Annotated in this window: 14 protein-coding genes; 5 read left to right on the plus strand and 9 right to left on the minus strand. The window is 65.1% G+C overall.

The genetic code is table 11. The annotated features are described in order from the left end of the window. Positions 1–6: 6 nt before the first annotated feature. Positions 7–4113 (minus strand): DUF3683 domain-containing protein, encoded by a 4107-nt coding sequence (locus OKW30_RS16110; protein ID WP_429347094.1) that lies wholly within the window; start codon positions 4111–4113, stop codon positions 7–9. Between the two features lie 502 nt (positions 4114–4615). On the opposite strand from OKW30_RS16110, the gene ilvA reads away from it, so the two are divergent. From ilvA to queF, 3 genes are read left to right on the plus strand one after another with little or no spacing between them, the layout of a single operon-like run. Next, complete coding sequence (gene ilvA, locus OKW30_RS16115; RefSeq protein WP_429347761.1) at positions 4616–6181, plus strand: threonine ammonia-lyase, biosynthetic; 1566 nt, start codon at positions 4616–4618, stop codon at positions 6179–6181. A gap of 23 nt (positions 6182–6204) precedes the next feature. Further along, positions 6205–7107 carry a 5'-nucleotidase gene (locus tag OKW30_RS16120; RefSeq protein ID WP_184067104.1) on the plus strand — a complete coding sequence of 301 codons (903 nt, stop codon included), beginning with the start codon at positions 6205–6207 and terminating at the stop codon, positions 7105–7107. Then, on the plus strand, positions 7104–7928 hold the full coding sequence (gene queF / locus OKW30_RS16125) for an NADPH-dependent 7-cyano-7-deazaguanine reductase QueF (RefSeq protein WP_429347095.1): 825 nt from the start codon (positions 7104–7106) through the stop codon (positions 7926–7928). The genes OKW30_RS16120 and queF overlap by 4 nt, the downstream gene beginning before the upstream one ends. A 93-nt stretch (positions 7929–8021) precedes the next feature. Here queF and OKW30_RS16130 read toward each other — a convergent pair whose 3' ends face one another. The 3 genes from OKW30_RS16130 to OKW30_RS16140 all read right to left on the minus strand — a co-directional run bounded on the left by OKW30_RS16130 (position 8022) and on the right by OKW30_RS16140 (position 10855). Further along, on the minus strand, positions 8022–8408 hold the full coding sequence (locus tag OKW30_RS16130) for a RidA family protein (RefSeq protein WP_008923846.1): 387 nt from the start codon (positions 8406–8408) through the stop codon (positions 8022–8024). Between the two features lie 71 nt (positions 8409–8479). Continuing rightward, positions 8480–9961, minus strand: coding sequence for an N-acyl-D-amino-acid deacylase family protein (locus OKW30_RS16135; RefSeq protein ID WP_184067101.1), 1482 nt, complete (start codon positions 9959–9961; stop codon positions 8480–8482). A 3-nt stretch (positions 9962–9964) separates the two neighbouring features. After that, positions 9965–10855, minus strand: a complete 891-nt coding sequence (locus OKW30_RS16140) for a MurR/RpiR family transcriptional regulator (RefSeq protein ID WP_090802984.1) — start codon at positions 10853–10855, stop codon at positions 9965–9967. Between the two features lie 155 nt (positions 10856–11010). Here OKW30_RS16140 and OKW30_RS16145 point away from each other — a divergent pair, with 155 nt between their 5' ends. Beyond that, on the plus strand, positions 11011–12288 hold the full coding sequence (locus OKW30_RS16145; protein WP_184067098.1) for an amino acid deaminase: 1278 nt from the start codon (positions 11011–11013) through the stop codon (positions 12286–12288). A 104-nt stretch (positions 12289–12392) separates the two neighbouring features. Here the strand turns inward: OKW30_RS16145 and OKW30_RS16150 are convergent, their stop codons facing one another. Both OKW30_RS16150 and OKW30_RS16155 read right to left on the minus strand, forming a co-directional pair. Next, positions 12393–12893 carry a MarR family winged helix-turn-helix transcriptional regulator gene (locus tag OKW30_RS16150; protein ID WP_184067095.1) on the minus strand — a complete coding sequence of 167 codons (501 nt, stop codon included), beginning with the start codon at positions 12891–12893 and terminating at the stop codon, positions 12393–12395. A gap of 30 nt (positions 12894–12923) precedes the next feature. Next, positions 12924–14519, minus strand: coding sequence for an MDR family MFS transporter (locus OKW30_RS16155; RefSeq protein ID WP_429347096.1), 1596 nt, complete (start codon positions 14517–14519; stop codon positions 12924–12926). 137 nt (positions 14520–14656) lie between these two features. On the opposite strand from OKW30_RS16155, the gene OKW30_RS16160 reads away from it, so the two are divergent. Further along, positions 14657–15496: an EcsC family protein gene (locus OKW30_RS16160; RefSeq protein WP_184067092.1), complete on the plus strand. Its 840-nt coding sequence runs from the start codon at positions 14657–14659 to the stop codon at positions 15494–15496. On the opposite strand, the gene OKW30_RS16165 is transcribed toward OKW30_RS16160, so the two are convergent. The 3 genes from OKW30_RS16165 to OKW30_RS16175 form a co-directional block, all read right to left on the minus strand. Then, on the minus strand, positions 15463–16431 hold the full coding sequence (locus OKW30_RS16165) for an alpha/beta hydrolase (protein ID WP_429347097.1): 969 nt from the start codon (positions 16429–16431) through the stop codon (positions 15463–15465). The genes OKW30_RS16160 and OKW30_RS16165 overlap by 34 nt on opposite strands. A 132-nt stretch (positions 16432–16563) precedes the next feature. Beyond that, a complete protein-coding gene (locus OKW30_RS16170) occupies positions 16564–16998 on the minus strand; it encodes a CHRD domain-containing protein (protein WP_184067086.1) in 435 nt (144 codons plus the stop codon). Positions 16999–17438: 440 nt separating this feature from the next. Continuing rightward, positions 17439–21902, minus strand: a complete 4464-nt coding sequence (locus OKW30_RS16175; protein ID WP_429347098.1) for an ATP-binding protein — start codon at positions 21900–21902, stop codon at positions 17439–17441. Between the last annotated feature and the right edge of the window lie 29 nt (positions 21903–21931).

Below are 21931 nucleotides of genomic sequence, written 5' to 3' on the forward strand. Positions count from 1 at the left end.
GTGCCATTAAACCAGCACGCGCTCGATTCCGCCATTGTTCGCCCGTTGAACGTAGTCCGCCATCCAGTTTTCGCCGAGCACGTGACGTGCCATCTCGACCACGATGTAGTCCGCCTCGGTACCCGCGTCTTCGTTGTAGCGCGACAGCCCTTGCAGGCACGACGGGCAACTCGTGAGGATCTTGACGTCGGTCGAACCCGCGTTTCCGTGCTTGGGCTGCGGACCGTCGCCGGCCTTCAGCACCGAACCGTTCGGCGCGCCCGCGGCGCCGGCCGATGCATTGGCCGGATTGATCGCATTCGCGCCCGCTTCGGCGACGAGAGGAATGCCGCGCAGCTTCGCCGCGCCCTTGCGGATTTCTTCTTCCTTGCGGAAGCGCACCTGGGTCGAGATGTCGGGACGCGTGACCGCGAGCGTGCCCGATTCGCCGCAGCAGCGGTCGTTCTTCTCGATCTTGTAGCCGTCCTGCTCCGAACCCATCAGCTGATTGACGAGCTTGACCGGGTCCATCGTCTTGATCGGCGAATGGCACGGGTCGTGGTACATGTAGCGCACGCCGTTCACGCCATCGAGCTTGATGCCTTTTTCCAGCAGATACTCGTGGATGTCGATGATCCGGCAGCCCGGGAAGATCTTTTCGAATTCGTAACCGGCGAGCTGGTCGTAGCACGTGCCGCACGACACCACCACCGTCTTGATGTCGAGGTAGTTCAGCGTATTGGCGACACGGTGGAACAGCACGCGGTTGTCGGTGACGATCTGCTCGGCTTTGTCGTACTGGCCCGAGCCGCGCTGCGGATAGCCACAGCACAGATAACCCGGCGGCAGCACGGTCTGCACGCCCGCCTCCCACAGCATTGCCTGGGTCGCGAGACCAACCTGCGAGAACAGCCGCTCGGAGCCGCAGCCCGGGAAGTAGAACACCGCTTCGGTGTCGGCGGTGGTCGTCTTCGGATTGCGGATGATCGGGACGATCTTGTTGTCCTCGATATCGAGCAAGGCGCGCGCGGTCTTCTTCGGCAGGTTGCCCGGCATCTTCTTGTTCATGAAGTGGATCACCTGCTGCGTGATCACCGGCTTGCCCACCGTGGCGGGCGGATGCGCGGTCTGCTTCTTCGCGAACTTCTTCAGCAGTTCGTTGCCGAGACGCTGCGCCTTGTAGCCGACGCCCATCATCGCGGTGCGCGCGAGGTTGATGGTCTGCGGATTCGTCGCGTTCAGGAAGAACATGCCCGCCGCGTTGCCTGCGTTGAACTTCTTCTTGCCCATCTTGCGCAACAGGTTGCGCATGTTCATCGTCACGTCGCCGAAATCGATCTTCACCGGGCACGGTGTCACGCACTTGTGGCAGACGGTGCAGTGATCGGCGACGTCGTTGAATTCGTCCCAGTGCTTGATCGACACGCCGCGGCGCGTCTGCTCTTCGTACAGGAACGCCTCGACCAGCAAGGAGGTAGCAAGAATCTTGTTGCGCGGGCTGTACAGCAGGTTCGCGCGCGGCACGTGCGTCGCGCAGACGGGCTTGCACTTGCCGCAGCGCAGGCAGTCCTTGATCGACTCGGAAATCGCGCCGATATCGGACTGCTGCATGATCAGCGATTCGTAGCCCATCAGGCCGAAGCTCGGCGTGTACGCGTTGCGCAGGTCCGCGCCTTCGAGCAGCTTGCCCGCGTTGAAGCGGCCATGCGGATCGACGCGCTGCTTGTACTTGCGGAATTCGCCGATCTCGTCGTCGGTCAGGAATTCGAGCTTCGTGATGCCGATGCCGTGCTCGCCGGAGATCACACCGTCGAGCGAACGCGCGAGCTTCATGATGCGCGCGACCGCCGTGTGCGCGTCCTGCAGCATCTCGTAGTTATCGGAGTTGACCGGCAGGTTCGTGTGGACGTTGCCGTCGCCCGCGTGCATGTGCAGCGCGACGAACACGCGCCCGCGCAGCACCTGCTTGTGGATCGCCTGGGCTTCGTCGAGGATCGGCTTGAACTCGCCGCCGTTGAAAATCTGCCGCAATTCGGCGCGGATTTCCTGCTTCCACGACACGCGAATCGTGCGGTCCTGCGCGAGATGGAATACGTTTGCGTCGGGTTGCGCGTCGACGCGGTCGGCGAACTTTTCGGCGAGCGACTCGTAGCCGAGGCCAACCAGGTAGTGCTGCGCCTCGCGCAGCGACAGGTCGAGCTTGCCGCGCACGAATTCCCAGCGCGTGCGCACACGCGCGAGTATATCGAGCGCCTGCTGCACGCGGTCTTCGAGCAGCTCGGCGCTCGGGATTTCGTTCGCGTCGTCGCTCTTGCCGAGCGGCAGCTTGCCGCCCTTGAAGAACGCTTCGAGCGCGTCGACCAGTTGCAGCTTGTTCTTCAGCGACAGCTCGATGTTGATGCGTTCGATGCCGTCCGTGTATTCGCCCATGCGGTCGAGCGGAATCACGACGTCTTCGTTGATCTTGAACGCGTTGGTGTGCTTTGCGATCGCGGCCGTACGGCTGCGGTCGAGCCAGAAGCGCTTGCGGGCCTCGGCGCTGACGGCGACGAAACCTTCGCCGCTCTTGCCGTTGGCCATGCGCACGACTTCCGAGGTGGCCTGCGCGACCGCGTCCGCGTCGTTACCGACGATATCGCCGATCAGCACCATCTTCGGAAACGCGTTGCGTTTGCTCTTGGTCGCATAGCCGACCGCGCGCAGATAGCGCTCGTCAAGATGCTCGAGACCCGCGAGAATCGCGCCGCCCTGGCGCGAGGTCTCGAACAGGTAGTCCTTGATTTCGACGATGCTCGGAATCGCCTCGCGCGCCTGGCCGAAGAACTCGAGACAGACGGTGCGCGTATGCGCAGGCATCTTGTGCAGCACCCAGCGCGCGGACGTGATGAGGCCGTCGCAGCCCTCCTTCTGCACGCCCGGCAGACCGGCGAGGAATTTGTCGGTGACGTCCTTGCCGAGGCCTTCCTTGCGGAACACGCGGCCCTTGATGTCCAGCGCTTCGGTGCGCAGCAGCTTCTCGCCCGGCGCGTAGTTGCCGTCGAACCATTTGAGCTCGAAACGCGCGACTTCGATGTCGTGGATCTTGCCCATGTTGTGCCCGAGACGCGTGACTTCGAGCCAGTTCCCTTCCGGGTCGACCATGCGCCACCACGCGAGGTTGTCGAGCGCCGTGCCCCACAGCACCGCCTTCTTGCCACCCGCGTTCATCGCGACGTTGCCGCCGACGCAGGACGCGTCGAGCGAGGTCGGGTCGACCGCGAACACGAAGCCGGCCTGCTCGGCCGCTTCGGTCACGCGGCGCGTGACGACGCCCGCGCCCGAGAAAATCGTCGCGACCTTGCGATCGACACCCGGCAGCTGGGTCATTTCGACCGGGCCGAGCTGTTCGAGCTTTTCGGTGTTGATGACGGCCGAGAACGGCGTGAGCGGCACCGCGCCGCCCGTGTAGCCGGTGCCGCCGCCGCGCGGAATCACCGTCAGGCCGAGTTCGAAGCAGGCCTTGATCATGCCGGCGATTTCGGCCTCGGAGTCCGGCGTCAGCACGACGAACGGGTATTCGACGCGCCAGTCGGTCGCGTCGGTCACGTGCGAGACGCGCGACAGGCCGTCGAACTTGATGTTGTCTTTCTGCGTGACCTTGCCGAGCACGCGCGTAGAACGGCGGCGCAGGTCGTAGGTCTGCTGGAATTCGCTGGCGAACTGGTCGATCGCGCGGCGCGCGGCCTGCACCAGCTTTTCGACGCGCGCGGCGCGCTCGACGCCGGCTTCGTCGCCGTGTTCGCGCAGATCGGCGCGGCGGCGCTTCTCGATTTCGGCGAGACGGTGATTGAGCGCCTCGATCAGAAGCGCGCGGCGCTTCGGGTTGTCGAGCAGGTCGTCCTGCAGATACGGATTGCGGCGCACGACCCAGATATCGCCGAGCACTTCGTACAGCATGCGCGCTGAGCGGCCGGTGCGGCGTTCGGCGCGCAGTTCGGCGAGCGCGTCCCAGGCGTCGTTGCCGAGCAGGCGGATGACGATTTCGCGGTCGGAGAACGACGTGTAGTTGTAGGGAATTTCGCGCAGACGCGCTTCGGGATCGGCGGCCACCGCGCCGGCGGCGCCGTGCGGATCGAAAACTTGAGGTGCGTTCATGGTTGGACGACTCGGTAGGTCAGCCTGGCGCACTCGTCACGAGGCGTCGGCGGACAATGCGCGTAGGGCGCAATGCTTGAAATCTTCTAGGGCTTCAAGGGGAGCGAGCACGACCGGCGGCCAACTCACGGCGGTCGCTTCGCGGCACTCAGAGACAGCTACACGATCGCGCGTGGCGGACATGCCGTTCCGCCGCGGGGAAGGATTCGCGCGGGACGGGCATTAAATGGGCGATCCGAGGCTGCCAGTGCATCTTCCGATCCTTATTCCAAAACGAAATTCTACCGCATCATTCCGCCACGCGTTGACGGTGGGAATCGGGCGGCGGCGGGGGTTCGGAGGTTTTGGCGATGGATCCGGCGGCGTTTTCGCATACCGTCCATTGACCGGCCGGACGGTTGGGCGAGCTTCGATCGCGCGATTCCGATACGGCCCGGTTAAGTGCACGGCACCCGTCCGCGGAGCGCGCCGAACGGCCAGAGCGGGCACCGTTGGCGCTATCATTGACGTCTTCCCGTTTTACACAGCGCACCGCGCCACCCGCATGGCCTCCCACGACTACCTGAAAAAAACCCTGACCGCGCGCGTCTACGACGTGGCGCGCGAGACCGAACTCGAACGCGCCCCGAACCTGTCGGCGCGGCTGCGCAACCCGGTCTATCTGAAGCGCGAGGACAACCAGCCGGTGTTCTCGTTCAAGCTGCGCGGCGCATACAACAAGATGGCGCATATTCCGGCCGGGGCGCTCAGTCGCGGCGTGATCACCGCGTCGGCGGGCAATCATGCGCAGGGCGTGGCGTTATCGGCGGCACGCATGGGCGTGAAGGCGATCATCGTCGTGCCGGTGACGACGCCGCAGCTCAAGGTCGACGCGATCCGCACGCATGGCGGGCCGACCGTCGAGATCGTGCAGTTCGGTGAGTCGTATAGCGACGCCTATGGTCACGCGGTCAAGCTGCAGGAAGAGCGCGGCCTGACCTTCGTGCATCCGTTTGATGACCCCTACGTGATCGCCGGCCAGGGCACCGTCGCGATGGAAATCCTCAGCCAGCACCAGGGGCCGATTCACGCGATCTTCGTGCCGATCGGCGGCGGCGGTCTCGCGGCCGGTGTCGCCGCATACGTGAAATCGGTGCGCCCCGAGATCAAGGTGATCGGCGTGCAGACCGACGATTCATGCGCGATGGCCGCGTCGTTGCAGGCGGGCGAGCGCGTGACGCTGAACGAAGTGGGCCTGTTCTCCGACGGCACCGCGGTGAAGCTCGTCGGCGAAGAGACCTTCCGTCTGTGCCGCGAATATCTCGACGAAGTGCTGCTCGTGAACACCGATGCGCTGTGCGCCGCGATCAAGGACGTGTTCCAGGACACGCGCAGCGTGCTCGAACCGGCGGGCTCGCTCGCGGTGGCCGGCGCCAAGCAGTATGCCGAACGGGAAGGCATCGAGAACCAGACGCTGATCGCGATCACGTCGGGCGCGAACATGAACTTCGACCGCATGCGCTTCGTCGCCGAACGCGCGGAAGTGGGCGAAGCGCGCGAAGCGGTCTTCGCGGTGACGATCCCCGAAGAGCGCGGCAGCTTCAGGCGCTTCTGCGAGCTGCTCGGCACGCGCAGCGTCACCGAGTTCAACTACCGGATCGCCGACGCGAACTCGGCGCATATTTTCGTCGGCGTGCAGATCCGCAATCGCAGCGAATCGGCGCAGATCGCCGGCGCCTTCGAAGCGCACGGTTTTGCCACCGTCGACCTGACCTTCGACGAACTGTCGAAGCAGCACATCCGCTACATGGTCGGCGGCCGCTCGCCGCTCGCGCGCGACGAACGACTGTTTCGCTTCGAGTTTCCGGAACGTCCGGGCGCGCTGATGAAATTCCTGTCGTCGATGGCGCCGAACTGGAACATCAGCCTGTTCCACTACCGCAACCAGGGCGCGGACTACAGCTCGATTCTGGTCGGCATTCAGGTGCCCGGAAGCGACCACGCGGCGTTCGAGCGCTTCATCGAAACGCTCGGCTATCCGTGCTGGGAAGAGACGAAAAATCCGGTCTATCGTCTCTTCCTCGCCTGATCTCTTCGAACCGGAACGCAACGATGGCGCTTTCGCTCGTCGACAAACTGGTGGTCGCAATCTCGTCGCGCGCACTGTTCGACTTCGAGGAAGAGAACCGTGTCTACGAGGCCGGCGACCTGAAGGCTTACGAAGCGTTGCAGCGCGAGCGTCTGAACGTGCCCGCGAAACCGGGCGTCGCGTTTCCGCTGATCCGCAAGCTGCTTGCGCTGAACGCCGGCGATCATCGCGTCGAAGTGGTGATCCTGTCGCGCAGCGATCCGATCAGCGGTCTGCGCGCGTTTCATTCCTGCCGCGAACACGGGCTCGCGATCGAGCGCGGCGTGTTCACGCGCGGCCGCGCGCCGTTCGGTTATCTGAAGCCGCTGAACGCTTCGCTGTTTTTGTCGGCGAATCAGCACGACGTGCGCGATGCGCTCGCCGCTGGCTTCCCAGCCGCACGCGTGTTGCCGGAATCGGCGAAAATGGCGAGCAAATACCCGGACGAAATCCGCATTGCGTTCGACGGCGACGCGGTCTTGTTTTCCGACGAAGCGGAACGCATCTTCCAGCAAGACGGCCTGCGCGCGTTCGTCGGTCACGAGATCGACAACAAGCATCTGCCGCTCGCGGACGGTCCGCTCAAGCCGCTGCTCGAAGCACTCCACCGGCTGCAAAAACTCGCGGACGCGGCCGCGCCGATGCGCATTCGCACGGCGCTGGTAACGGCGCGCTCGGCTCCCGCGCATGAGCGCGCGATCCGCACCCTGATGGCATGGAACATCGAAATCGACGAAGCGATGTTCCTCGGCGGCCTCGACAAAAGCGCATTTCTGCGCGAGTTCGAGCCCGACTTTTTCTTCGACGACCAGATCGGCCACTGCGAATCGGCCCGCGTCGTAACCGCGACCGGGCACGTGCTGAGTGGCATCGTGAACGCATCATGACCCCCGAACAATCCCCGCTCGGCAAGTCCTCGACTTACACCGAACAATACGATCCGACGCTGCTATTTCCGATTGCGCGCAGCCATGCGCGCGAGGCGATCGGCATTACCGCGCGACTGCCGTTTTTCGGCACCGACATCTGGAACGCCTACGAGCTGTCGTGGCTGAACGCGCGCGGCAAGCCGCAGATCGCCGTCGCGACGTTCTTCGTGCCGGCCGACTCGCCGAACATCGTCGAGTCGAAATCGTTCAAGCTGTATCTGGGCTCGTTCGCGCAGACTGCGTTCGACTCGGCCGAGAGCGTGCGCGACACGATCAGGCGCGACGTGTCCGCGTCGTGCGGCGCGACCGTGTCGGTACATCTGAGCACACCGCACGAATTCGGCAAGCTGAAAATGGAAGAATTCGCCGGTCTGTCGCTCGACCGGCTCGAACTCGAGGCGAGCGTCTATCAACCGGACGCGTCACTTTTGAGCGCGGCGCGCGACGAAGCGCCGGTCGAGGAAACGCTGTTCTCGAACCTGCTGAAGTCGAACTGCCCGGTGACCGGTCAGCCGGACTGGGGCAGCGTGCAGATCCACTACGCCGGCCCGCAGATCGATCACGCGGGCCTCTTGCGATACATCATCTCGTACCGCAATCACACCGGGTTTCATGAGCAATGCGTCGAGCGAATCTTCGTCGACATCATGAAGATGTGCAAACCGCTGAAGCTCGCCGTGTATGCGCGCTACACGCGCCGCGGCGGGCTCGACATCAACCCGTTCCGCACCAACTACAACCTGCCGATGCCGGACAACAGGCGGCTCGCGCGGCAGTAACTCCAACGCAAAAAAACAGCGGTAAACGCGACGAGGGCGCCGCAGGCCATCACGACCTGCGGCGCCCTCGTCACATGAAAGCCATCAAAGCGATCAGGCCGCCGGCTTCTTATAAGCGACGCAATCCACCTCGACCTTGCAGTCGATCACCATCGACGACACCACGCACGCGCGCGCCGGCGGATTCTCGCCAAAATACTCGCGAAACACCTTGTTGAACGACGCGAAGTCGCGCGGATCGTCGAGCCACACGCCGCAACGCACGACGTGCTCGGCGCCATAGCCCGCTTCCTTCAGGATCGCGAACACGTTCTGGATCGCCTTGTGCGATTGCTCGACGATGCCGCCGTTGATCACTTCGCCGTTTTCCATCGGCGTCTGGCCCGATACGAACAGCCAGCCGTCCGCCTCGACCGCGCGCGCGAACGGCATCACCTGACCGCCCGTTCCCTTTCCGCCTTCCACGCCATATCGCTTCATCGTCACACTCCTTAAAAAGTCGGGCACGCGCGGCGCCCTCGCCGCGCGTGCCGCCATCAATCGATAAAAAATCAGAACGCGCCCTGCGCATCGCCCTTCGACGGCGCGCCGCGCGTGACGAACCGGCCAGCCCGCTCGCCCGTCACCGCGCCATCGCGATACGACAGCACGCCGTTGACCCACACCGCGTCGATGCCGGCAGCGGGCTGCTGGGGCTTGTCGAACGTCGCCACGTCATGCACTTTCGCCGGATCGAACAGCACGAGGTCGGCGTGATAGCCGATATGCACTTCGCCGCGTTGCGCGAGTCCGAAGCGGCGCGCGGACAGGCTCGTCATCTTGCGCACCGCTTCCTCGAGCGGCAGCAAAGCGGTATCGCGCGCATAGTGACCGAGCACGCGCGGAAACGCGCCCCACAGCCGCGGATGCGGCAGCGGATCGTTCGGCAGGCCGTCGGAACCGACCATCGTCGCCGGATGCGACAGGATGCGCCGCACGTCGTCTTCGGACATGTTGTGATAGACCGCGCCGGCCGGCTGCAGGCGCTTGCCCGCCTCCTGCTGCGAGACGCCCCATTCGGCCGCGACTTCCTTGATCAGCTTGCCCGCCATTTCCGGATGCGGCTCGGACCACGTGATCGTGATGTCGATGTCGCCTGTCACCTGCTTCAGATCGAGCGTCGACGAGCTGCGGTTGTACGGATAGCAGTCGCAACCGACCGGCTGCCCGCCGCGCGCGCCTTCGAGCGACTTCAGCACCTCGACGCTGCGCCCCCAGTTCAACGGCCCCGCGCACTTCAGATGCGAGATCACGACCGGCACACGCGCATGACGACCGACGCGGTAGGCCTCGTCCATCGCGTCGAGAATCGCGTCGAACTCGGTGCGCATATGGGTCGTGTACAGCGCGCCCGCGGCCGCGAGCGGCTCGGCGAGCGCCATCACTTCCTCGGTCGGCGCGGCGAACGCCGAACCGTATGCGAGCCCCGAGCTGAGACCGAGCGCGCCGTGCGCGAGCGCTTCTTCGAGCTGCGCGCACATGCGCTCGATTTCCTCGGCAGTCGCCGCGCGATCGAGCCGGTCCATCTGGTTATTGCGCAACGCCGTGTGGCCGATCAGCGCGCCGACGTTCACCGCCGGCCGCGCCGCGTTCACCGCGTTCACATAGTCGGCGAAGGTCGGGTACTGGAACGCGTCGCGCTCGCCGAGCAGGTTCATCGGATCGGGCGGATCGCCCTTCAGCGATACCGGCGACGCGCTGATTCCGCAATTGCCGACGATCACCGTCGTCACGCCCTGGGTGATCTTGGGCAGCATCTGCGGCGAGCGGATCACATGCGTGTCGTCGTGCGTGTGTACGTCGATAAAGCCCGGCGCGAGCGCGCGCCCCTCGGCCTCGATCACCTCTTCGGCGAGCCAGTTCGACAGATTGCCGATCGCGGCGATGCGCCCGTCGCGGATCGCCACGTCGCGCTCGACGGGCGGCGCGCCCGTGCCGTCGTACAGTTGCGCGCCGACGATCAGCGTGTCGGCCGCTTCGGGATGCGAATGCATGGATCAATCTCCTAACGGTTGTCGATCGCCGCCGCCGCGGTGCGCGTCGAGCGCGTGCTTCATGCGGCGCAGCAATTCGCGGCTTTCGTCGCCCTGACTGACGGCAAGTTCGGTGACGAGCACATCGAGCGCCATCATCATCGCGTAACGGGACGACGACGGCTTGTAAATGAAATCGGTTTCGAACGCGACGATCGGGATCAGCCAGTTGGCGAGCTTCGCCAGCGGCGACGCGGGCGCCGTCAGCGCGACCACCGTCGCACCGTAGCTGCGCGCGATCTTGCAGTTCTCGACCATCTCGGGCACGCGCCCCGTGGTGGACAGCGCGATCACGACGCACTCGCGCGACACCGTGCTCGCCACCATGCGCTGCAACAGCCCGTCCTGATAGGTCGCGACCGGGCGGCCGAGGCGCACGAGCCTGAAACGCATTTCGTCAGCGAGCGCGGTCGAGCCGCCGCCCATGCCGAACACGTAGATCATGCGCGCATCGCGCAGCGCGGCCGCCGCTTCGGCGAGCGGCGCCTGGCGCAGCAGTTGATGATTGTGCGCGAGCGCCGTTTGCAGCTCGTCGAAGACGCGCGTGGCGATCGGCTCGGGTGCGTCGCTTGCGGTGTCGCGCTCGAGAAACCGCTGACCGACCGCGGCCGCCTGCGCGAGCCGCAGCTTGAGTTCGCGCACGTCGCGGCAGCCGACCGCCTTCGCGAAGCGCGTGACGGTCGCGATGCTGACCTCGGCCTGCTGTGCCAGCGCGCCGATGCTCGCGCGCGACGCGCCGGTCAGATCGTCGAGGATCAGCGCGGCGACCTTGCGTTCGGCCGAGCGCAACTCCGGCGCGCACTCGGCAATGCGCGCGACGATGTCGAAAGCGAGCGGTTCGGCGCTACGGTTCATGGCAGGCGGTGGGGTTCGCGGCACGGCTTTCGCGGCCCTTTCCGGCGGCCTTCGAAACCCATGGTACTAAATAACATTCGTTCAGACATCGTACTTTCGATAACATGGTAAAGTCAAATCTGACTCAATTTACCCGGACGATGGAGCACGGAGACATGAAAGTTACAAACTATCATGGCGCGACGATTGATCCTTATAGCAAGGGCTTGGGCATGGTTCCGGGCACGAGCATCCAGTTGACGGACGCCGCGCGCCTCGAGTGGAACCTGCTCGCCGAGGACGTCAGCCTGCCGGCCGCCGTGCTGTACGCCGATCGCGTCGAGCACAACCTGAAGTGGATGCAGGCGTTCGTTGCCGAATACGGCGTCAAGCTCGCGCCTCACGGCAAGACCACGATGGCGCCGCAACTGTTTCGCCGTCAGCTCGAAACCGGTGCGTGGGGCATCACGCTCGCCACCGCTCATCAGGTGCGCGCGGCGTACCACGGCGGCGTCTCGCGCATCCTGATGGCGAATCAGCTGGTCGGCCGTCACAACATGATGATGATCGCCGAATTGCTCAGCGATCCGGATTTCGAATTCTTCTGCCTCGTCGATTCGGCTGAAGGCGTCGAGCAACTCGGCGAATTCTTCACCTCGGTGAAGAAGCCGCTGCAGGTGCTGCTCGAACTCGGCGTGCCGGGTGGACGCACCGGCGTGCGCGACGAAGCGCAGCGCAACGCGGTGCTCGACGCGATCGCACGCTATCCGGACGTGCTGAAGCTCGCGGGGGTCGAACTGTACGAAGGCGTGCTGAAGGAAGAACCCGAAGTGCGCGCGTTCCTGCAAGGCGCGGTTGCGGTCACTCGCGAACTTGTCGAGCAGGGGCGTTTCGCGCGCTCGCCGGCGGTGCTATCGGGCGCGGGATCGGCGTGGTACGACGTGGTCGCCGAAGAGTTCGCGCAGGCGACGCAATCCGGCAAGGTCGAGGTCGTGCTGCGTCCCGGCTGCTATCTGACGCATGACGTCGGCATCTATCGCAAGGCGCAGACCGACATTTTCAAGCGCAATCCTGTCGCGAAGAAAATGGGCGAAGGGTTGCTGCCGGCGCTGCAATTGTGGGCGTACGTGCAGTCCATTCCCGAGCCGGATCGCGCGATCATCGGCCTCGGCAAACGCGACTCCGCGTTCGACGCAGGCATGCCGGAGCCGGCGCGCCACTATCGCCCGGGCCAGCAAGCGCCGCGCGACATCGCCGCGAGCGAGGGCTGGGAAATCTTCGGTCTGATGGATCAGCACGCGTATCTGCGGATTCCCGCCGGCGCCGATCTGAAAGTGGGCGACATGATCGCGTTCGACATCTCGCATCCGTGCCTGACGTTCGACAAGTGGAAGCAGGTGCTGGTCGTCGATCCGCAGTATCGCGTGAAGGAAGTGATCGAGACGTTCTTCTGATCGGACCACGCCGCGCTGACTCAAGCGCGATCTGTTCCGCTAAAGAAAAAGGCTGTGCGCCCCTGGGCTCACAGCCTTTTTTATCGCCACGCGCGGACTAAAAATCACATGCGCTGCGCCGCCTCGTCGCCAGCGGTCTCCTGCGGCGCGGCGGCCACGGTCGCGGCGCCGGCGTTGGCCGTCACCTCGCCGATGCGCGTCTCCAACATTTTCAGCGCGCTCGACAACGCCGCGAGCGCCTCATCCGGCAACCCGGCCATCGTGTCGTGCAAGAACGCGTTGCGACGCGGCAGGCTCGCTTCGGTCGCGGCGTGGCCCGCTTCGGTCAGACGCACGTTGGTCACGCGGTTATCGCGCGTATCCATGCTGCGCGCGATCCAGCCCAACCCTTCGAGCGCCTTCAGCTGTCGCGTGAGCGCGCCAGGATCGACGCGCAACCGCTCGACGAGCCGCTTCTGCGACGACTCGCCGGCCTGCTCGCGCAGCGCGAGCAGAATGCGCCAGCGTGGCAACGGATGCCCCACCTGGGCCTCGAATGCCGACATGAACGCCCGATACGTGCGACCAAATTGCTGCATGACGGCGACGCGGTCCTGTTCTTCCATAATCTGCCTGTCCAACACCAAGTTCAAAAATCAGTCTGCGTGAATCACCGGCTCGAGCCTGCGCTGCAGCTTGATCGGCGGCACGCGGCGGGTTTGCCACACCGACACGACGGCGATCACCGCGGCCATCGCGAGACCCAGATGAATCGCCCCGACCAGCGCCTCGCGCGCACTTTCGAGCAACATCGCGCCGTTGTGGCCAGCGTGGGTCAACTGGTCGACGAGCGTGGTCTGCGCATCGCGGTTGATCAGGATCTGCGGATCGCCGAGATCGGCGAACCAGTGCGACGCGCCCGCGCCTTCGAGCGCATTGCGCACACCGCTCTTGTACATGTGGGTCACGAGCGTGCCGGTCAGCGCCGTGCCGATCATGCCACCGATCATCCGCAGCGACTGCAGCAGCGCGGTCGCGATGCCGAGGTGTTCGCGGCCCGCGGTCTGCTGCGCGAAGATCGTCAGGTTCGGCATCACGAAGCCGAGCCCGAGGCCGCCGACGACCATGAACGACATCAGCACCCATTGCTGCATCGAACGGGTCGCGACGACGATGCCAAGGCATGACAGCGCGACCATCGCAAAGCCGATGTACAGCATCAGGTTCGGATTCTTCACCCGCGACACGACGCGCCCGTTCGCGATACTGCCGATCGTGATGAACACGACGAGCGGCGTGATCACGAGGCCCGCCTCTTTCGGCGACATGCCGAAGCCGCCCTGGAACAGCAGCGGTGCGTAGAACAGCAGCGAGAACATCGTGAAGCCGCCGAGCACGGCCAGCGTGAACAGCGCGGCCAGACTGCGGTTGCGGAACATGTCGACGGGCAGGATCGCGGTCGGGCAGCGCTTTTCCCATTTCCACAGCGTGACGGCCGACGCGACGGCGAGCCCGAGCAGCGCGAACGCGCTCAGCGTGATGCCGTGCTTCGGCAGCAATTCGACGAACAGCTGCAGTGAGCCGAGCGCGATCGCGATCAGCAGCGCGCCGGGCCAGTCGAGCCGCATTTTGCCGGTATGTTCGACGTGCCGCAGATGCGGCAGGAAACGCCAGACGAAAAACAGCGACAGCAGCCCGACCGGCAAATTCACATAGAACACCGAGCGCCAGCCGTAGTACTGCGTGAGAAAACCGCCGAGCGACGGGCCGACCGCATTGGCGATGCCGAACGCCGAGCTCATCAGCACCTGCCAGCGCAGCCGCACGACGGAATCGGGGAACAGATCGGGAATGCAGGCGAACGCGGTGCCGACGAGCATGCCGCCGCCAATGCCCTGCAACCCGCGCGCGAGCACGAGAAACAGCATGCTGTTGGCCGCGCCGCACAGCACCGAGGCGCCGGTGAACACGACGATCGACGCAATCACGAACGGCTTGCGCCCGTAATAATCGCCAAGCCGCCCGAAAATCGGCACGGTGATCACCGAGGTCAGCAGATACGAGGTTGCGACCCATGCGTACAACTCGAAGCCTCGGAGTTCGGACACGATGGTGGGCAGCGCGGTGCCGACCACGGTCTGGTCGAGCGCGACCAGCATCGTGACGAACGAGATGCCGAGCATGGCCAGCAGGGATTCGCGGAACGGTAAGACTTGCCCACTCGAATGGTGAGCGGCGGTATGGACAGCCATTTTTGATGGAGCAAAAGTTGACGTGTCAAAAGATTGTGGATCATACCATGGTGCGACGCTCCAAGCTGGACGGAACGCGTCTTGCAACGCGGTAGACTGACTCCAGGTACGCAACACACGACATGCCAGGGAGGCCCATGCAGCCGAGTTCGCTCGCAACTCCATACTTATCGGAGCAGGACCTCGCCGCGCTGCGGCGCGCGAAACACCAGCTCGAAAGCCCCGCGCTCACGATGAAGCTCGCGAGCGTCGTCGGCGCGCCGATCGAGAAGCTGCTATCGCGCATCCCGGCGTTCGCCAACCAAAAAGTGTCCGATGCGACGCAGGCCGCGTTGCGCAAATGTCTGTCGATCGCGCTACGCACGCTCGGCCGGCGCGACGACGCCAGGCTTCTCGCGCCCGACAAGCCGAACAACCTGCTGCACAAGTTCGCGGTCGCGACCACCGGCGCGGCCGGCGGGGCGTTTGGATTGATCGCGCTGCCAGTCGAGCTGCCGGTCACGACTACGCTGATGTTCCGCTCGATCTGCGACATCGCGCGCAGCGAGGGCGAGGACCTGACCTCGGTCGACACGCAGCTGCAATGCCTGACCGTGCTCGGCATGGGTGGTACATCGAGCGAGGACGACGACGCCGACCTCGGCTACTTCTTCATGCGCGGCGCGCTAGCGCAGGCGGTGTCGAGGGCGTCGTCCGAGGTGGCCAGCAAGGGCTTCACGACCCACGGCTCGGCGGCGCTGCTGCGGCTGCTCAACGCGATCGCCGCGCGCTTTTCGGTGCAGGTCAGCGAACAGATCGCTGCCAAATCGATTCCCGCGATCGGCGCGGTGCTCGGCGCGATGGTCAACACCGTGTTTATCGATCACTTCCAGCAGGTCGCGCACGGGCACTTCACCGTGCGGCGGCTCGAGCGGCAATACGGCCAGCAAACGATCGAAGCCGTCTATCGGACGCTCGACGTCACGCTCGACGCCTGAGCCCTGTTCGCGGCGCGGCTCGTCGCGCGTCGCACGAACGCGGCCGCGCGATCGAGTGCGCGGTTCGCCTCCGGCATGAACGGCGCGAACATCGGCCACGCGTGCGGCAGGTTTTTCCACACCTCGCATTCGCAATCGACTCCTGCCGCGTGCGCATGGTCGGCGACGCGGCGCGCGTCGTCGAGCAGCACCTCGGTGCTGCCCGCCTGCAAGAACAGCGGCGGCAGACCGCGCAGGTCCGCGTAGACCGGCGACGCGTACGGATGCGTGGCCGGCGCGTCGCCGAGATAAACCTTGGCCGCGCGCTCGATCGAGGCGCCACAGAACATCGGATCGACGCTGTCGTTGGTGCGCAGGCTCGCGCCGGTCGTCGCCAGATCGGTCCACGGCGAGAACAACAGGCCGCCAGCGGGCATCGGTGCGCCGGCGTCGCGCAGCGCGACCAGCGTGGCGAGCGCGAGGCCGCCGCCGGCCGAGTCGCCGGCGACCACGATCGAGCTCGGTGCGATGCCCATCGCGAGCAGCTGTCGATAGGCGGCGGTGGCGTCGTCAAGCGCGGCCGGAAAGCGATGCTCGGGCGCGAGGCGGTAGTCGAGGGAGAAGAGCCGCGCGTCTGCGCGGGTAGCGAGAGCGAACGTTAGCGACCGATGCGTGCGCGGCGAGCAGAAGTAGTAGCCTCCACCGTGGCAATACAGCACCGTCGGCTCCGCGCCGCCGGCCGTGCCGCCGTCCACGCGTTCCAGCCATTCGCCGACGAGCGGCGCCTCGCCCGCGCCATACGTTTCGCGAAGATGCCAGCCGCGCGGCACGCGTGGCGACCACACCCGCTTCGAGGTCAGCGCGCGCGCCCGCTCGACGTTGATAGACGGTTTGAGGGTTTCGGGCCGGAACTGTCTGCGCAAATACCAGCAAGCGAGCGCGCTTTGCCAGCTCATCGGGACATGCTCCTTCGTTGAAGTCCCGTCATGGTACGGGCGGTGGCGGGGGCGCCGTTGGTTGGCGGGTTCTAACGGTGTGAAGCTGCTTTTGGCCGCGGCACGCGCGCTCGGCCCACGCGAGGCCCACGCCTAGTTCGCCGGCAACACCTGCCCGCGAATTTCGCCCGTCGGATTCTGCGCGGTATGAACATTGAAGTACCACTGCCCCGCCATCAGATCCGTGACCTGCTGCTCGGTCAGCTTCGCCGTGCCTTTGATCGGACTTGCGAGGCCATTCTTCTCGATCGGCACCTGGACCTTCGCGTTCTGGCCAACCGGCGCGGGACCGTGGAAATGCGCGGCGGTGACCGGACTGCTCAAGCCTTCGTAAGTAACAGTCCACTGCAGCGATTGGGTGGACGTGTCGAAGGTCGCATTCAGCATGCCGTGCCCGCGACTCACGCGCGGCGGCACTTCGCTCGACGGCTGGAGATTCGCCTTCAGCGCAACCGTATCCGCGAACGCAGCGCCCGACGCAAGCGCCCACACCACCACGGCCAGATTCAATTTTCGCAGCGAAATCATGGTCTTCTCCGGACATTGACGCGCCGCCGCGGCACCCGTGTCGGCCGTGCGGAGCTTCCACATACTAGTGCAAATCATTTGGAGCCGGTGAGGTTGGGATGGTGGCTTGCGCGGGCCGCTTTAATTCGAACCGGACTGTGATTAAAACAGAAGGCAAGGTGCGCAATGCGCACAGGCGTTCGTCGCGATATGCCTAAAATACCGGCAAAAACGTAGTGCGAAATCGTTTTAATCGATTTAATCAAAAAGTTAATTGCGCGATTTGCAATGAATAAATGACGCCGTTCCTGGTATGCTTCGATTTGCGAGAAGTGACTCCTTCATCGAAGGATGTCTCCAAATCTTTAACGCGGCTTCGGCCGCGTTTTTTTTCGTCCCGATTTTGGTCGCGCCCGTTTGAATCGGCCGCGTATTCGCGCGAGGTCACCGCCCGCCGCCCGCTAGGCGAGCAATGCGGCCTGCTGTTCGATGCCATCGAGCATCGCCTCGCATTGGCGGATTAGCGCATGCCCCTCGTTACGCAACTGCTCGGGCGACTTCGCGACAATGTCGCGACGATAGGCTTCGAGCGCGTGTACGAGTGGCTGATACCGCAGCACGCTGGCCGCCCCCATCACCCGATGCAGCCACTCGGGCACCCGCCCCGTGTCCGCGCGTTCGAGTAACGTCGCAAGCGCGTTGAAGTCTTCGCGCATCGACGAGATGAATGAACCGAGCAACGCCTTGACCGTCGACTCGCTTCCCCATAACTGCGTCATGTGTGCTAGTTCGACGGGCACGTACGGTGCGACACCGACGCGCTGCGTGATCTGCCGCTTGCTGGCCGGCGCAGACGATTCGCGACCGCATGTTTCTGCCGGGGCGGGGTGCCGAACGGTGTCGGTGCCAAACCAGCGGCTCAGGTAGTCGCGCAACGTGGCGAGCCGAGTCGGCTTGATCAGACTGTCGTCCATGCCGGCTTCGCGGCACAGCCTCAGGTCGTCGGGCGCGGTGTTGGCCGTGATGCCGAGTATCGGCAGACGCTGCGCGCCGCCGCGCAGTGCCTCCGCTTCGCGGATACGGCGAGTCAGTTCGTAACCGGACAGGTTCGGCATGTGACAGTCCGTGATCAGGCAGCCATAGCTCGTGCGCTCGAGCGCGAGAAGCGCTTCGGCGCCGTCGTTCGCGACGTCGCACGCGAACCCCAGCAGGGCGAGTTGATGGCGGATCAACTCCTGATTGACTGGGTGATCTTCCGCGACAAGAATCAGTCGCCCGCTCGCGATCGCGCGTTCACGATCAGGCGGCGGCGCGACGCCATCGGTCGAGAACGGCACGCCTCGCGCTCGCGGTACCAGCGGGGACATCGACGACAGGCCCGTCATCGCGGCCGCGCATGCGGCGCCGAGGCCGCGCCACGAAATCGGATTGATGCTCACGCGCACCTTGTCGTCGAGGATGCGGTAACCCGTCGGCATCGGCTTTTCGGTCAGCGTGACGACACGCGCATTTGCGCCGATCCGTACGGGCAACGTGACGTCCTCGCCGACGAACAGCAGATCCGCGCGGCTCAGCAAATCGCTTTTGCCCTGCGTCGCCCCAACGGCCGAGAGGCTGCGCAGTTCGAGCCCGAGCGCCTCGCCGAAGTGTGCGAGAGCGCGGCCGATGCGCGGATCTCGCGTGATCACGACGGCGCGTTTGCCGCGCAGACCGTCGATCGAATAGCGCCGTTCGACGATCGGCATCGTCAGCCGCACGATCATCCTCGTGCCGTGGCCCGGTTCGCTGCGCAGCGCGAGCGTGCCGTTCATCAGGTCGATCAGCTTGCGGCAGATCGTCAGCCCAAGGCCCGTGCCGCCGAAGCGCCGCGTGGTGGACGACTCAGCCTGCACGAACGGCTCGAACAGGCCCGCCTGCACATCCGGCGCGATGCCGATGCCGGTGTCCTCAACGGTCAGCTCCAACGTCTGCGAGTCCGCGCGATCCTGGACGACCGCCACGCTCACACCCACCTCGCCCTTCGGCGTGAACTTGATCGCATTGCCGAGCAGATTGAACAGAATCTGGCGCAGACGCACGCTGTCGCCGCGGAGCGTCGCGGCGGCGTCGGTCGCGATGTCGACGCGCACTTTCAGCCCTTTTTCGTGGGCGCGCCCCGCGAGCAGGCCGACCGCGTTATCGACGAGTTCGCGCAGATCGATCGGCTCGGCTTCGAGCGTGAGCCGCCCCGCCTCGATCTTCGAATAATCGAGCAGATCATCGAGAATCTGCAGCAGCGCGCCCGCCGACTCATGGATCATGCCGAGCATTTCGCTCTGATCGGTACTGAGCGGCGTGCGCTCGAGCACTTCGACGAGACCGAGCACACCGTTCATCGGGGTGCGGATTTCGTGGCTCATCATCGCGAAGAAGTCGTCCTTCGCGCGCGAGGCCGCCTCGGCCACGTCGCGTGCCCGCGCGAGTTCCTCCGAACGCGCGCGCTCGACGCTCGCATCGACCCAATAGCCGCTCCAAACGACGCTGCCATCGGCTTCTCGCCGCGGCACCAGCTCGGCCCGCACCCACTTTGGTTGACCGGCGTTTTCGAGGCGGAACTCCATATGCACGGGGGAGGCGCAGCTCGCGGAACGCTCGAGCTCGGCGAGAACGCGCGGCCGATCCAGCTCCGACACTCGTTGGAAATCGACTCGTGCCCCCCCATGCCAATCACCCTCGCCGAGCAGATGCCGCGTGTCGCCGCCGATGTACGGGAAGGAATACGCGCCGGACGGCGAGCGCCGCAACTGGAACACGACGGCGGGCAACGAGCGCGTGACGTCGAACAGGCGCCGTTCGGTTTCGCTCGCGCGCATTTCAGCGCGCCGGATGTCGGTGATGTCGACCATCGTGCCAAGCACGTACGCCGGCTGCCCATCGCTGGCCTCGCAGACGCTCGTCCAGAAAATCCCATGCCGCGTCTCGCCAGCGCCGTCCTTGAACTCGAGTTCGACTTTCGCGATGCCGCCGCCGCGCAGGATCTCGCCCGTGATGTCGTCGAGCACGCGGCTGTTTGCGTCGCCCCATGTGCCGACCTCGGTCGTCGTGCGCCCGAGCACGTCCTTGCGCTCCAGCCCGCACGCTTTCTCATAGGCCTCGTTGATCGCGATGTACCGTCCGTCCAGGCCTTTCGCGATGAGCGGATACGGCACCGTCTTCATCATCGTTTCCTGGAAGTTCAATTGCAGTGCGAGTTCGCGCTCGGTCTGCTTGCGTAGCCGGACTTCGCGTTGCAGCAGCACGTACGCGCGCAACGTGACCAGCAGCACGACGCCGATGCCGATCAGCACCGGCAGCAGCCGCACCGCAGTCACGCTCCATACGGCGTTGTCCGGCGCGGCGGGACTCACCCACTTGCGCCGGATGCGCTGCTTTTCGGCTGCCGGCATCGCCTGCAACGCGCGATCGATCAGCTTGACGAGCGGGCTCAGATCCTCGCGCACAGCAAAATACAACGAGTCGGATTCGCCGAGCGAGTCGAGCACCCTGAGCGCGCCGACGTAGTGCTGCCGCAGTTGCACGTTGATCGCGGCAGCGTTGCCGACCAGCACGTCGGCCTCGCCGCTCGCGACCATGCGCATCGCCTCGCCCAGGCTCGCCGCGACGACGATGTGATCGACCGGCACCGTTTCCAACGCGAGCGGCACCGAGCCGGCCACATGCGGCGACATCACGACGCGGCACGACGTGATGTCGTCGAACGAGCATGGGGGCGGCGCGCCGCTCCGCCCGACGATCACCAGCGGATCGCTCTCGTATACACGGCTATGGTCGGCGCCTACCAGAAGCGCGGCGCGACTCGATGTGGAGGACAGCATCGCGAGGTCGCCACGCTGGAACGCCTCGACGGCGGCGGCCCAGTCGGCCATGCGCGCGCGGTTGAACACGACACCGAGCGTGCTGCTCAGGTACGTGAGGTAATCGGCGGTCAGACCGACGGGGCGGCCTGCGGAATCAACATAGCTGAACGGCGCCCAGTCGTTGTCGAAGCCGACCTGCAACGGCGGCAGCGAACGCAGCCAGTTCTTCTCTTCCGGCGTCAACGTGAAGCGTGGTGCATGCGGCGCGGGCGCCGCGTTGAAGTTGCCGGACAGCCAGCGCGCGCGTATCGCGGCGGCCTCGGCGGGATTCATCGACACGAGCGCGCGGTTTAGCTGATCGCGCAAAGCAGGCTGGCGAGGCGATACGGCAAAGCGCAGGTCGAGCGCTTTGCCGCCTTGCTCGAACGCTACGCGCAGATTGCGATACGCGTCGGTCGCCAGTTCGTATTGCACGACCGGCGTGAAGCCGAAGTAGACGTCTGCATCGTCATGCAGTAGCGCGTTCAGCGCTTCGTGCGTGCTCGCGAACGGGACGATACTCGCGCGAGGAAAACCTGCGCGCAACAAACGCTCACGCGCAAAACCGCGCTCGATCGCGATACGCGCGCCAGCGAGGTCGGTGGGGTTCACATGCCGGGCGTCGTCGCGACGCACGACGGCCGAGGCGAACGAGTGGAAGTAAGGAGCCGTAAAGCTGAGGCAGCGCTCGCGCTCCGGCGTGCGCGCTATGCTCGTCAGCAGGTCGACCTCGCCGGCGCAAGCCGCGGCGACCAGCTTGGCCATGTCGGGAAAGCTCTTCGTCTCGATGACGACGTTCGGCCCCACGAGCGCGCGCAACAGGTCGCCGCTGACGCCGGCGAGCCGGCCGCCCAGCGGAATGTCGAACGGCGCCCAGCCTCCTTCGAGAATGCCGACCGTCAATCTGGCAGGAAATGCAATGGATGACGACGCGGAAGAACCCGCTCCCACTGCGGAAATTACGGGTGGCTGTGACGCAGCGCCGGCAGGTCCGGCCATGCAGACCGCATCCGTAACCGCCAGCAGGAAAAACGCGAGCCAATGCGTCATCGAGTGGCGCGGCGAGCGCGGCCAAAGAC

This window comes from Paraburkholderia sp. Clong3 (genome assembly GCF_050436485.1).
Lineage (GTDB): Bacteria > Pseudomonadota > Gammaproteobacteria > Burkholderiales > Burkholderiaceae > Paraburkholderia > Paraburkholderia tuberum.

Coding starts and splice junctions, on each gene's coding strand:
- OKW30_RS16110 (WP_429347094.1), bottom strand. CDS start 4,113: ATGAACGCACCTCAAGTTTTCGATCCGCACGGCGCCGCCGGCGCGGTG.
- OKW30_RS16120 (WP_184067104.1), top strand. CDS start 6,205: ATGGCGCTTTCGCTCGTCGACAAACTGGTGGTCGCAATCTCGTCGCGC.
- queF (WP_429347095.1), top strand. CDS start 7,104: ATGACCCCCGAACAATCCCCGCTCGGCAAGTCCTCGACTTACACCGAA.
- OKW30_RS16130 (WP_008923846.1), bottom strand. CDS start 8,408: ATGAAGCGATATGGCGTGGAAGGCGGAAAGGGAACGGGCGGTCAGGTG.
- OKW30_RS16135 (WP_184067101.1), bottom strand. CDS start 9,961: ATGCATTCGCATCCCGAAGCGGCCGACACGCTGATCGTCGGCGCGCAA.
- OKW30_RS16140 (WP_090802984.1), bottom strand. CDS start 10,855: ATGAACCGTAGCGCCGAACCGCTCGCTTTCGACATCGTCGCGCGCATT.
- OKW30_RS16145 (WP_184067098.1), top strand. CDS start 11,011: ATGAAAGTTACAAACTATCATGGCGCGACGATTGATCCTTATAGCAAG.
- OKW30_RS16150 (WP_184067095.1), bottom strand. CDS start 12,893: ATGGAAGAACAGGACCGCGTCGCCGTCATGCAGCAATTTGGTCGCACG.
- OKW30_RS16155 (WP_429347096.1), bottom strand. CDS start 14,519: ATGGCTGTCCATACCGCCGCTCACCATTCGAGTGGGCAAGTCTTACCG.
- OKW30_RS16160 (WP_184067092.1), top strand. CDS start 14,657: ATGCAGCCGAGTTCGCTCGCAACTCCATACTTATCGGAGCAGGACCTC.
- OKW30_RS16165 (WP_429347097.1), bottom strand. CDS start 16,431: ATGAGCTGGCAAAGCGCGCTCGCTTGCTGGTATTTGCGCAGACAGTTC.
- OKW30_RS16170 (WP_184067086.1), bottom strand. CDS start 16,998: ATGATTTCGCTGCGAAAATTGAATCTGGCCGTGGTGGTGTGGGCGCTT.
- OKW30_RS16175 (WP_429347098.1), bottom strand. CDS start 21,902: ATGACGCATTGGCTCGCGTTTTTCCTGCTGGCGGTTACGGATGCGGTC.